Origin of the sequence: Sulfuricurvum sp., assembly GCF_036279695.1 — a bacterium.
Taxonomy (GTDB): Bacteria; Campylobacterota; Campylobacteria; order Campylobacterales; family Sulfurimonadaceae; genus Sulfuricurvum.
Genome location: NZ_DASUIQ010000085.1, coordinates 23,852 through 36,459 on the forward strand (window position 1 = coordinate 23,852; position 12,608 = coordinate 36,459).

Here is a 12,608-nt window from a genome sequence, read left to right on the forward strand (position 1 = left end):
CGATACCCTCGTGTGCGCCCTTTTATTTGCCCTGTTAAACCGTTGGTTTACAGTGATACACTTGAGGATGTGAGTATTGCTAATGAGACTGTTTTAGTCCTATCGCCGAATGAGTATTGGGTACTGCAAGCAGAGCTGAATGTGAAAAGTGAAAAAGAGGCCGCAAGATACGGTGGGGCTTTGTTTGATCTAAATGACGAATATCGATACGTAGCTCAGAAATCCGAAGATAATAGATATGTGGTGATCGCCTATAATCCGACGGAACTATCACAGCGTCTAATCGCCGCTTCTGCAACATCGATAAAAAAAATGGCGTTTGCGCAATGGGTATTTGACGATATTACCCGCCCCGTGAAACTTCCAAGCGGAAAGTATCTGACCCTAATAGATGGAATCGTGATGGAGATCGATTCGACCTACATCGATACAAACGGATCGATAAAACTCTCAGATGCTCTTTCGACTCCGAGACTCTTTTTAAAAACGGTCGGGATTGAGGGGATGGTTCCCTCTGAAGTTACCACAAAGACACTCAGAAATACATTGATTGTTTTATTGATTTTCTTAGGTAATCTCTTGGCAATTGGCATAGTTGGGTATCAAGAAAACCGTATACTCGAAGAAAAGACTTCAATGATACTCTCCTCATCGAAACTTCCCGAAACGTCGTTTGAACGGGAAGCCCTCATCGATTCTTTAAAAAAGAAAGAGAAAAAACAGCTTCATATTCGGGAAGTATCCAAAGAGATAAGCCTTCTCGCGATAGAGGGGAAAATCATCACCCCTCCTCCGCCTGCATTGCCGAGTTTGCCTCCCGTTATCCCCCCATCGGCGGATGGTGTTGTTTTGATCCCCGGTTCGAAACCGGGTGAAGCAAACCGTCTTATCGTCGATAATACCCCATCTATACCGTCTATAGAGCTTCACGGCGAAGGGATTCGAGAGTTGAGCTATGATGGCAATGGTATCTATATGGTCATTGATGCAGATGATGCTAATGCTAGAAACTCCCTGAAAAATACGATTATGAATCGCTTTAAACATGCACAAATCAACGAGCATAACACCCAAATAGAGGTTCGGTTAAAATGAAGCCAAAAGGACTAATGCTCGCGGTAATGATCACTCTAGCTCTTGTCATCATGAGCGCTATCGTGGCGATTTGGGAAAATATTGCAGTATCAGAATTGAGAAATGAGTATGTTTTGCTCACTCAGCAATCCGAAGAGATCAAGCTTTTAAAATCACGTTGGTCGGTAGAGGAGTCCAAAACCGATTTTGAGTATCTAAAAAACCACCCTCTTTTGAGCAAACAAGAAAGACGAGGGACAAATATCTATTTGGAATACGATAATCTCTCCTCACGTGAGTTTGATTCGCTAAGCAACAAGCTGTTGAACTCCATGTTGAATATTAAAAAAATATCCCTCAAGCGTAATGGAGTCTCCAAAGGAACTATTAGTGTGGAGATTGAACTATGAAGCGCCTACTCTATCTGTTTTATATCTTTTTGGTTCTCGTGGTCCTCTTTCCCAAGGAAAAATTCTATTTTACCTTTGAATCTCTCCTGCGTGAATACCACCTCACCATCAATAATGAAGTGATGAATGACCGATTTGTCTATTTTGATGCGGACAACGGAGAGGTTTTGTTGGATAATCAAACCGTCGCTTCTGTCGAAAAAATCCGAATCTCTCCGTGGATATTCTATAATCGTTTGAGTCTTTCAAACTTATCGGTTTCTCCCCTTTTTCGACAGTTTTTTCCGGGAAAGATCGATACCGTAACCGTGACTTACACGCTATTGAACCCATTGGAAATATCGATACAAGGAGAGGGAGATTTCGGTCATTTCAAAGGGGGCTATGATCTGCTGAATAAAAATATGAGAATTGTTTTTGAAGCTACAAGCCAACTGCGGGGTTACGGTCTTTTGGTGAGCCGATTACATCAGGATAAGGAGGGATTGGTGTATGAGAGCAATTTTTAACGAATCCACCTTGCGTCGTTTTAATCTACTGGCGTTTCCTCTGGCGTTGTGTTGGAGTTTATCCACAATCGGAGGGGCTTTTTTATCAAGCACCACACAAGAAAGTTTTTCAAATCCGTTCGAACCGTTTTTTGAGGTATTTCACTTCGGACAAAAATTCGCCCTCTCAGAGGGTGCCAATGCCTCCATGCACTCTAAAGTGGTTACCACAACAACACTTGTCCCTGATCCGCATCGTATCAAAGCGATCTATCGATCTTCGTCGGCTTCATTGGTGAGTATCAGCGACGCAACGAAAACCACTATTGTCCCTCTAGGCGGAGTCTATAAAAACGTATTTCATCTCATCTCCCTCACCGATACGACCGCGACGTTTCGAGGATACGGCAAAACGTGCCGTCTACGTTTGGGGCATGATGATCCGCTCGTGCGTCAAGAGACGCTTGTCTCTAACGTCTCTGACCCGTCGCAACTCGAGGATGGAGAATCTCATACCATCACCGCGCAAACACTGAGAGAACAGATAGCGGAATTGCCGAATATCGAAAAAAATGTTGATGCTTCAGCGGTAGTCGTTGGCGGAAAAACACTCGGATTTAGAATAAACGCCCTCCCTCCACAGTCCGTATACGCACAGCTGGGAATTCAAAACGGGGATGTCATACATTCCGTCAATAACAAAAAGCTTGAATCGTACGCCGCCGTCTTGAGCCTCTACAGTCAAATTCAAAATATGAGACATATCCGTATCACGCTTGAGCGAAATAACCTCCCAAAGGAAATCGTCTATGAAATCACCCGCTAAATTTTTACTAATTACTATCCTCATGTCCGCGCTCTTAGCCGCATCTCCGCAGAGAGATGAAAAGATCTCCCTCTCGATTGACGGGATGGCGATTAGTGATTTGATCAAGCTAGTAGCCGCTACAACCCATAAAAACATTTTTATCGGCGAAGAGGTTTCCGGCACGATCAGTTATGCCGGTAATAAAGCGATCAATAAAAAAGATTTGTACAGAATCTTACAAACCTCATTGGAATCTCGAGGATATACATTGGTGGATTCGGGCGGCGGTTATTTGAGTGTTGTTAAAACGGTGGATGCGACACAAATGAATCTTCCGCTTATGGAAAAAAGCGACATCCCTCAAATGCAGACGAATATCTTTATGGTTCATTTCAGTACGGCAGAAACGTTTAGTCTAAAAATCAAACATTTCACCAGTAAGAATGCAAAAATCACCGCGTCCAAGGAATCGAATTCGGTGATCGTGACCGATTTTCCCGAAAATATAGCTACTATCCAAAAAGCGATGGCGGTATTGGATGTCAAAGATGAGACAACCGCGAACACCACCCATGTGATACCGCTCAAAAATGCCGATGCAAAATCCTTGGTCGCTACCTTGAACACCGTTATCGGACGGATGACTCTGATTGCGGGACAGCAGCCTCCGAGTATCACCAGTGATGATGCCACCAACTCTTTGATTGTTATTACCAGCGATGAACTCTATAAAAGCCTTGAAGCTACGGTGCATGAACTCGATCACAACCGTCAGCAAGTCTACGTTCGAGCGAAAATAATCGAAATCAGCAATAACAAATCTCAAGAAGTCGGTATTAAATACGGGCTGTCTGGGGGAAGTATGGGATCTAACGGTCTTTTTACGTTCAATTCGCTTTTGGGGGATGGAAAAACGTCTGCTATTTCTCTCGATCCGACGTTACTGGCGGGGATAACATTACCGAATCTAACCAACGGAATCGCGTTGGGTGCAAATATCGCGTTGTTAAATACAAACGGTGCGGCTAATATCCTCTCTGAACCCTCAATTTTATGTATCGATAACCAAGAATCCTCTATTTATGTCGGTAAAACCCAATCGATCAGTGCCGGAACGACCCTCACCGGTACCGGAATCTCCCAAGAAAATTTTACCCGTCAAGACATCGGTCTTACCCTCAAAATCAAACCGCGTCTCTCCAACGATCATAAAGTGCTTTTAGGGGTGAGTGCGAAACTCGAAGATATTGAACCCAATTCGATTGCCGATCGTCCCAGCACAACCAAACGTGAAGTCCTCACCTCCGCCATCGTCAACAACGGTGAAAGTGTTATTATCGGCGGTTTGATTCGAGAAAAAATGGATGAAACCAATACGAAAGTTCCTTTCTTCAGTGATATTCCGCTCCTTGGGAATTTGTTTAAAAATAAAGCGGAGACTCGTGACAAAATCAATCTCGTCATTATGCTCACCCCTTACATTATCGAGAAAAGTGACGATTTGAGCAAACTGCGAGAACAGTTGAAAGAGCTGGACGAGATTCAAGAACGCTATATCAAAAATATCACCCAAAATATTGAAGCCAAAAAAGATGATGCACCATGATCAAATTTCCGTTTTTAGAGGATGAACGTGTCGAAATTGCCCATCCGGAAAATATAGAAATAGCACTTTGTATCCGACACTCTTTGCTCTTTTGTTCCAATGAGAATACTCTCTATGCTATTGTCCCTCAGAATGACTATCTCGGTGCATTGCAGCTTTACAATAAACTTGCACTGACCTATCCCATAGCCCATCTTTCACCCGCGGGATACGAAAATCTCTATTTGAAATCGTTGGAGTTAAAAACCGATCTCGCCATTTCAAAAACACTTCCGAGCAGTGCTGAATACATTGACGAAGAGCTGTCCTTGGTCGATTTTATCAAAAATTCGGCGGATTTGTTGACCAGCGAAGAATCAGCCCCTATCATCAAATTCGTCAACACGATTTTTTATCAGGCGATCAAACGCAAAGCGAGCGATATTCATATCGAAACGCATGAAAAAAAAGGGGAAGTACGGTTTCGGATTGACGGGGCATTGGTCAAACATATCGATCTGGATAAAAACATCATCGATCTTATTATCAGCCGTATAAAAGTTATATCGGCATTGGATATTTCCGAAAAACGGCTCCCCCAAGACGGTCGGACTCAGGTCAAAGTAGCGGGGAAAAATCTCGATGTGAGGGTTTCAGTTCTGCCTACCTATCACGGTGAGAGGGTTGTTTTGAGGATATTGATGCAGGCATCTTCGATTCCGGCGTTGAGAGAGTTGGGTTTTGATGAGAAAACCACCTCCGAGTTTGAAGAACTTCTCAAATATTCGCATGGGATTATCTTGGTCACCGGACCGACGGGGAGCGGTAAATCAACCACCCTGCACTCTTTTTTACAGCAGCTCGCAAGTCCTGAAAAAAATATCATATCGATCGAAGATCCGGTAGAGTATGATGCCCCTCATGTGAGCCAGATTGCGGTAAATACCAAGGCGGGACTCACCTTTGCCTCCGGTTTGCGCTCAATCTTGCGACAAGATCCCGATATTATCATGATCGGGGAAATACGCGATAGTGAAACGGCTCATATCGCTATCCAAGCGGCTATGACAGGGCATCTGGTTCTCTCAACGCTTCACACCAACAATGCCACTGCCGCTTTGACGCGTTTAGCCGATATGGGGATCGACAAATTTTTGATCACTTCCACGTTGCTAGGCGTTTTGGCGCAGCGCCTTGTACGTAAACTATGTCCTGAATGCAAAGAGAGTATCCCCCTATCGGATGCGGATGCGGATACGTTCGGTTTGGCTCACGGTCTAAGTGTTTCTAAACCCAAAGGGTGCGTGCACTGCCACTACAGCGGCTATTACGGACGCGTTGCCGTAGGAGAATTTTTTATGGTGGATGACCCGCTGCGTCCCCTGCTCAAAACAAGTGATAACGATTTTGAAATCCGAGAAATAATGCGGCGACGAGGGATGCGTTTCCTCTCGGATCAGCTTATCGCACTGCTGCTCGATCAGACGACCGGCATTGATGAAATAATCCGTGTGGGAGTGAAAGAAGCGTAATGGAATTTCATTACAAAGGGCTTGAGCGTACGGGCAAAGCGATCAAATCAACGATTGAAGCCTCAAATATCGATGAAGCAAAGATGAAACTAAAAGCGCAAGGGATTTTGTACTCCGCTATTTCGACCAAAGAACAATCGTTTTTCGGCGTTCTGGCTTTGTTTAAACAAAAGAAATTTCCCTCAACGCACCTCGCAACGCTGAGTCGTGATTTGGGCGTGTATCTGAATGCCGGAATCCCGTTGACCCGTGCGCTAGTCCTCTTAAAACATCAAAGTCATCATAACATTCGATTGGGGCATTTTTTCGACACGTTGATCGCTATGATCAATGAAGGAAAAAGCTTTGCTCAAGCTCTTGAATCTCAAGACCATTATACCCTCCCCGTTTTCTACACCGGAACCCTCAAAATTTCGGAAGATAGGGGGATTTTAGCCGAAGTTTTACACGAGTTATCGCTCTATTTGACGCTTCAGGAAAAAATCAAAAAACAGTTGGCTCAGGCGTTGGTATACCCCTCTTTTATTGTGATCGTCTCCATTTTGGTTATCTCTTTTATGTTGAGTGTCGTGGTACCGAAAATCACCGCGATTTTTGAATCCACAGGTCAAGCACTCCCCCTTTTGACGCAGATCATTATCACATTGTCACACTTCTTTGCGAGCTATTGGTTTGCGATTGCCGCAGCAGTATTGGGGGTTATTGGGATGTTTACCTATAAAATGGCAACCGATTACACCTTCAAAAAAGCTATTCACGGCTTTATCCTCACTCTCCCTATTGTCGGAAAGATGGTTGAAACGGCAGATTTGGCACGCTTTTGTACGATTTCGTCACTCCTCATGCGTTCAGGTGTTCCGGTGGTCAATACTATCAAGCTCTCCTGCATTACCCTCTCATCCGAAGTGATAAAAGAGGTATTTGAAGAGGCTTCGGTAAAAGTAATCGAAGGTTCACCCCTGTCAAAAGGGCTAAGACGAGACTCCGGATACAAAATAGATGATTCGTTTATCGAAGCGGTTGCTATCGGTGAAGAGACCAGCGAACTCTCATCGATGTTTGATCATCTCTCCGCGTTTTACATCGATACGAACAAAGACAAAATCGCCCTATTCCTATCGGTTTTGGAACCCTCTTTAATGCTTCTGATCGGTGGGATTATCGGGGTTATGGTCACGGCTATGCTTCTGCCGATCTTCTCGCTAAACCTAGGATGATGTTTTGAGTGCGATGATGAGACGGCGGAGCCATTTATCTTTGTAAGCTGGGGTTTTGGAGTGGTAGTTTCCTATAGCTTGAAGGTTGAAACCGCGTTCTTTGATGTGTTCGGAGAGGAGATAGCTTCCGGCAAAAATGTTGACTTGAGGATTTAGAATGTTTTTCTCGTTGATCCCCCATGCCGATAGACGGTGAAGATGGATCGAATTGATCTGCATCAATCCGTAGTCTTTGGTGCCGTTGTTGTTAATCCGAATGGCGTTCGGGTTGCCGGAACTTTCGATTGTTGCAATGTTTTTGAGAAGTAGCGGCGGGATATTATAATAGTTTCCGGCTCTTTGAAAATAAGGCTCATAGGTGGATACATTGGCATATAATGCGTATGATAAAAAAAGCAAAATAATTGTTTTTTTCATGCTGTTGTATCCTTTTTTCTTATCAAATTGTAGCACATATTAAAGAACTTTATTCAAAAAGACTATAATAGGTGCTCCGATAAAATCTATACTTTTGGACTAAAATAAATATGAAATTTCGATGGAACTCTTTACCGATTGTTTACAAGCTTTTTATTGCCCTTTTTGGCGTTATTGCATTGATTATTTTCGTTTTATTGTCCTATTTGTGGGGACATGAATCAAATCTATTGCTCAAAAAAGAACAAGAGAACATCCACAACAATGCTATTTCCGTTGCCAAAGATTTAGACTTTCATCTTAGCAATTTGCGCAAAGAGATCGTCTTTCTCTCTCGGCTTGAGGTGATGAACGACATGGTAACACGCGATATGGATAAACGTATCGCGAGCATCTTGGACGAAAAGGCGAGTGATTTCGGCAACTCAATGTCGTTATTTACGATCGCACCGGATTTGAGTATTCCTGCAGCATCCGAAGATGCGAATTATTCTATCATTCAAAAGGATGCTACGGCCATTGTCGATGGATATAAACGAGGAAAATCCTATATTTTTCTCGGTAAAAATCTCTATTTTTTCGCACCGATACGCGGGACATTTTACCCTGAAGATATTTTGGGCTATTTGGTATTATCCTTTCCACTGGAAAATTTTGTCCATCAGCTCGAAACCGATAAAAAGTTGTTTCGCTGGCTGACTCCGCCAAGCGAAAAATCGATTATCTACTCACGAAATAATCCCGTATTCGATGCCGATGCCTATCTCCATCATAGTATTGCACTTAAGGGGGTACTCAAGGGGTGGGTTTTGCATTATGCATTGCCGAAAAGTGAAGCGCTCGCCCTTTTGTACCATTTTCAAACCCTCTTTTTGATCGGATTCGGTGTCGGTATCATTCTGATCGCATTATTGCTTTGGGTTTTGCTTCTCCGGATTATCAAGCCGCTCCATTCGCTCTCCGATACCGCTATGCAGATCGCCACAACTGGAGACTATACCCAAACGGTTGCCGAAACGGGAACGGATGAAGTGGGGATGATGGCCCATTCGTTTAATGCCTTGATGTTCAGGACTCAAGTAATGATGGAGCGTTTGAGAGTTGAGAGGGAAAAACATTGGGAGAAACTGGTCAGTCTGATCGTCTTTTTTAATGCGGTTAGCCGTGCCGATACCAAAGAATCGACAATCGAGATCGCAATCCATGAAATTCGCCGTTTCAGCAATGCCAAAGCGGTATATTATTCGTGCGACGGATGTAATGATAGTAGTATCACGATTGCTCTGAATGCAGTTGGAAATGATACGTCAGGTTTTATTTGCATCGAAGAAGCGGGACTCAGCAAAGAGACCAATGAACGTTTTTATGAAGCCTTAGAGAGGATGCTTTCCTTGCAAATGGAGCGGATAGAGTTGCTGGAAAAAACGCAAGCCGCACTCATGGCAAAATCATCGTTTTTATCCGCAATGTCGCATGAACTGCGTACTCCGTTGGGATCGATTTTGAGTTTGACACAGTATATGATGACACACTCAAAAACCCCTGAACCGCAATTTGAAACACTGGGTAAAATTGAAAACTCTGCACACCATCTGTTGGATGTGATCAATACGATATTGGATTTGGCCAAAGCTGAGTCGGGCAAATTGGAACCCCATACGAGCCGATGTGATTTGGTGCAACTGATCGAAAGCGCTTTGGAGTTGGTGGTTCCGCTCGCAGAAGAGAAAGGCTTGAGAATTATCACTGCACTTGAACCGGTGGAGAGAGAATTTAACACGGATGAGCGATTATTCGGTCAAGTCGTCATCAATCTCCTCTCAAATGCGATCAAATTCACCGAAAACGGTATTATAGAGGTGCAACTCAATTTTTACCACGGGCTCTATGTATTACAGGTAAAAGACAGCGGATGCGGTATAGCCAAAGGAGCAATCGAAAACTTATTCGATGAATTTTATCAAGTTCGCCGTAATAATGAAAACTCAACCAATGGCAGCGGATTAGGACTTGCCATCAGTAAAAGAATCGCATTGGTTCTCAACGGGGATTTGGTTATCAGCAGTGAGGGAGAAGGGAAAGGGACAACTGCCAGCTTTAATTTTAGATCGTTCTAACGTTATCTGGCAATCATGTAGCCGACTCCCCGTACGGTTTGTATCAAATCATCGGCATCGAGCTTTTTTCTGAGGTTTTTAATATGGGCATCGACAATATTGCTGGCGGCGATATGCTCAAAATCTCGGCTTAAATGTTCGGATATTTGGTAACGGGTTAAAACCGTATTGGCATTGAGAATCAGCAGTTCCAACAGTTCAAACTCTTTTGCGGAAAGTTTGGCGGGATTGTTGTTTACCGACACACTGCGAGATGAAAAATCGATCATGATATTGCCGACTTCTAAATGGGTTTGTTTTTGAGCACTCTCACGACGAAGCAGCGCTCGTATTCGCGCTAAAAGTTCTATATTCGAAAACGGTTTTTCCAAATAATCATCAGCGCCCATGTCGAGAGCTTCGACCTTCTCTTCGACCTCATTTTTAGAGGAGAAAAACAACACGGGAGTTTGTAGTTTTTCTCGGCGTATCTCGCTTAAAAGATCAATGCCGTTGCCATCGGGAAGCATCCAGTCCAACAAAATCAAATCATATTTTTTTTCACTGATACATTTTTTACCCGAGAGTAGTGTCGCTGCGACATCGATATGATAATTGGCATCTCGCAGTACTTTTTGCAGTACATAAAGTAGCTCTTCATTGTCATCAATAATTAAAAGATGCATGATATACCCTCGTTCATCTGATTTTCACAATCGTAGTTTACCATAACGGAGAAATATCAAGAAAAGGAGTCAATATGCGTCAAGCAATTGGACTGGTTTCATCAGTAGTAACTGCGGCATTCATCCTCACGGGATGCGGTGGCGGCGGTGGCGGCAGCGGTAGTGCGGCAGCGGGTGTTTCTACCGCTACCTTTATCGATGCCGCCGTATCGGGGTTGGAATTTGAAAGTGCCACTCAAAACGGTATAACCGATGCAAACGGTAACTTTACCTATAAAGAGGGAGAGTCGGTTACCTTTCATGTCGGTAATGTGTATATCGGTACAGCGGCACCTAAAAATGGAAAAGTGACTCCATTGGATATAGTCAATACGACGGATACGGGGGATGCAAAAGTCGTTCGTATCCTTCAGACACTTCAAACATTGGACAGTGACGGTGATGCCAACAACGGGATTACAATCGATTCAGCCGTAAGAGAGACGCTGAAAACACAAACGCGTGTAGATCTTGACAAAGTTTCAACCACGGATGATGACGTATTAGGCGCTATCGGTAAAACGGCGTATAGTGTTGATAAGCTATCTGCACGTTCTCATTTTGAGCAACATAAAGACGATGACTCGAACAAAGACAAAGGGTATACGCCTCCATCTACCGGAACAGGAACGGGTACAGGCAGTGGAACCGCTAGCGGGAATTACACCCTTGTGGCATGGAATGATTTGGGTATGCACTGCGTAGACGGCAAAGACTATTCGGTCTTTAGTATCCTCCCTCCCTACAATAACCTACACGCCCATCTAATCAACAAAACAGCTACGAGCGGTAAAAATATTACGAGCGGTGTAACCATAACCTATGAAGCGGTTGCCGATACCACCGGATCGATCAATACGACGAGTAAAACAAAAACCAATTTTTGGACATGGGTTTTATCATTGTTCGGTGCTTCTCCTGCAGCGGATAAAGGGCTTAATATGTCCGGCGGAACCTCTAACCCGACACCGAATTTGACACCTGCAGGGATGACCTACAACAGTGCCAACGGATGGTGGGAAGCCGAAGGTATTCCGGTCACTCCGTATGATGACAAAGGGGTTAAAAACTACTATCCGATGGTCAAAGTGGTTGCAAAAAATGCCGCAGGTACGATATTGGCAACGACCAAAGTGGTATTACCGGTTTCGGATGAGATGAGTTGTACAACGTGTCATGCTTCTAACAGTGTTGCGGCGGCAAAACCCTCAGCAGGATGGGTCAACAATGCTACGTTGGAAAAAGATTGGAAGCAAAATATCCTGAAACTTCATGATGAGAAACATCCGAATGCGATTGCCGATGGCGGTATGGCAGGGACGTATAAAAATGGGTCAACGTTATTAGCCAATGCGGATGCGGGACAGCCGATATTGTGTGCATCATGTCATAAATCCAATGCACTAGGTACCGGATTGAAAGCAGGCATCAAACCTCTGACCGAAGCACTGCACAGCAAACATGCGAATGTAACTGATCCGACAACCGGTATGTCGATGAACAACAGTACAAATCGAGACTCGTGTTACAAATGCCATCCGGGCTCAGTGACCAAATGTCTGCGAGGTACTATGGGTAACGCCAAAAAAGCAAACGGTTCAAATGCAATCGATTGTCAAAGTTGTCACGGCAGTATGAGTACCGTCGGTGCAACAGGGCGTGAGGGATGGTTGGATCAACCTAATTGTCAACAATGTCATGACCGTAACGGATCATCTACGGCTAACTTCACACGATTTACGTCGGTTTTTTCTAGCGGAAGTACATTACGTACGGTTGTAGATCAGCGTTTTGCGACCAACGCCAATTCCCCGATGAGCGGGAAATCGCTCTATCGATTCAGCAAAGGACATGGAAATCTACAGTGTGAAGCGTGCCACGGTTCAACTCACGCTGAATACCCGAGTTCTCATGCGAACGACAATGTTCAAAGTATAGCGCTTCAAGGTCACACCGGAACGATTGCAGAGTGTTCTACTTGTCATACTACGGCTCCTACCAATTTCTCCGGTGGACCACACGGTATGCATGCGGTCGGACAGACGGCAGTAAGTGCGCATAAAAAAGTAGCTGAAAGTAACAAAGCAAGCTGTACCGCATGTCACGGATCGGATTACAGAGGGAGTGTTCTCTCTAAAACATGGGCGGCTCGTACGCTGAGTGTCGATGGAAAAACAAAAACCTATGCAGCAGGACAAAAAGTCACCTGTTATGATTGCCATAACGGACCTAACGGTGATTAACTCTTAGCTTCTC

General features: G+C 44.1%; 11 protein-coding genes. 9 read left to right on the forward strand and 2 right to left on the reverse strand.

What is annotated here, in order from left to right:
* Positions 1-69 precede the first annotated feature (69 nt).
* The 7 genes from VFW36_RS08480 to VFW36_RS08510 are packed head-to-tail and all read left to right on the forward strand — an operon-like array spanning position 70 to position 7,114.
* A complete protein-coding gene (locus VFW36_RS08480) occupies positions 70-1,095 on the forward strand; it encodes a hypothetical protein (protein ID WP_329658376.1) in 1,026 nt (341 codons plus the stop codon).
* Positions 1,092-1,484, forward strand: a complete 393-nt coding sequence (locus tag VFW36_RS08485; RefSeq protein ID WP_329658377.1) for a hypothetical protein — start codon at positions 1,092-1,094, stop codon at positions 1,482-1,484. The genes VFW36_RS08480 and VFW36_RS08485 overlap by 4 nt, the downstream gene beginning before the upstream one ends.
* Positions 1,481-1,993: a hypothetical protein gene (locus VFW36_RS08490; protein WP_329658378.1), complete on the forward strand. Its 513-nt coding sequence runs from the start codon at positions 1,481-1,483 to the stop codon at positions 1,991-1,993. The genes VFW36_RS08485 and VFW36_RS08490 overlap by 4 nt, the downstream gene beginning before the upstream one ends.
* A complete protein-coding gene (locus tag VFW36_RS08495) occupies positions 1,977-2,798 on the forward strand; it encodes a hypothetical protein (protein WP_329658379.1) in 822 nt (273 codons plus the stop codon). Before VFW36_RS08490 ends, VFW36_RS08495 begins: the two co-directional genes overlap by 17 nt.
* Positions 2,782-4,386, forward strand: coding sequence for a secretin N-terminal domain-containing protein (locus tag VFW36_RS08500; protein ID WP_329658380.1), 1,605 nt, complete (start codon positions 2,782-2,784; stop codon positions 4,384-4,386). The genes VFW36_RS08495 and VFW36_RS08500 overlap by 17 nt, the downstream gene beginning before the upstream one ends.
* The gene (locus VFW36_RS08505) at positions 4,383-5,897 is read left to right on the forward strand and encodes a GspE/PulE family protein (RefSeq protein WP_329658381.1); all 1,515 of its coding nucleotides are present in this window, start codon (positions 4,383-4,385) and stop codon (positions 5,895-5,897) included. Before VFW36_RS08500 ends, VFW36_RS08505 begins: the two co-directional genes overlap by 4 nt.
* The gene (locus tag VFW36_RS08510; RefSeq protein ID WP_329658382.1) at positions 5,897-7,114 is read left to right on the forward strand and encodes a type II secretion system F family protein; all 1,218 of its coding nucleotides are present in this window, start codon (positions 5,897-5,899) and stop codon (positions 7,112-7,114) included. Before VFW36_RS08505 ends, VFW36_RS08510 begins: the two co-directional genes overlap by 1 nt.
* On the opposite strand, the gene VFW36_RS08515 is transcribed toward VFW36_RS08510, so the two are convergent.
* Entirely contained in the window at positions 7,106-7,531 is a 426-nt protein-coding gene (locus VFW36_RS08515) for a lytic transglycosylase domain-containing protein (RefSeq protein WP_329658383.1), read from the reverse strand. The two genes, VFW36_RS08510 and VFW36_RS08515, sit on opposite strands and share 9 nt — an antisense overlap.
* Before the next feature lie 110 nt (positions 7,532-7,641).
* Here VFW36_RS08515 and VFW36_RS08520 point away from each other — a divergent pair, with 110 nt between their 5' ends.
* Positions 7,642-9,648 (forward strand): ATP-binding protein, encoded by a 2,007-nt coding sequence (locus VFW36_RS08520; protein WP_329658384.1) that lies wholly within the window; start codon positions 7,642-7,644, stop codon positions 9,646-9,648.
* A gap of 2 nt (positions 9,649-9,650) precedes the next feature.
* On the opposite strand, the gene VFW36_RS08525 is transcribed toward VFW36_RS08520, so the two are convergent.
* Complete coding sequence (locus VFW36_RS08525; protein WP_329658385.1) at positions 9,651-10,313, reverse strand: response regulator transcription factor; 663 nt, start codon at positions 10,311-10,313, stop codon at positions 9,651-9,653.
* A gap of 74 nt (positions 10,314-10,387) precedes the next feature.
* Here VFW36_RS08525 and VFW36_RS08530 point away from each other — a divergent pair, with 74 nt between their 5' ends.
* Positions 10,388-12,595, forward strand: coding sequence for a multiheme c-type cytochrome (locus tag VFW36_RS08530; RefSeq protein ID WP_329658386.1), 2,208 nt, complete (start codon positions 10,388-10,390; stop codon positions 12,593-12,595).
* The last annotated feature ends 13 nt before the right edge of the window (positions 12,596-12,608 follow it).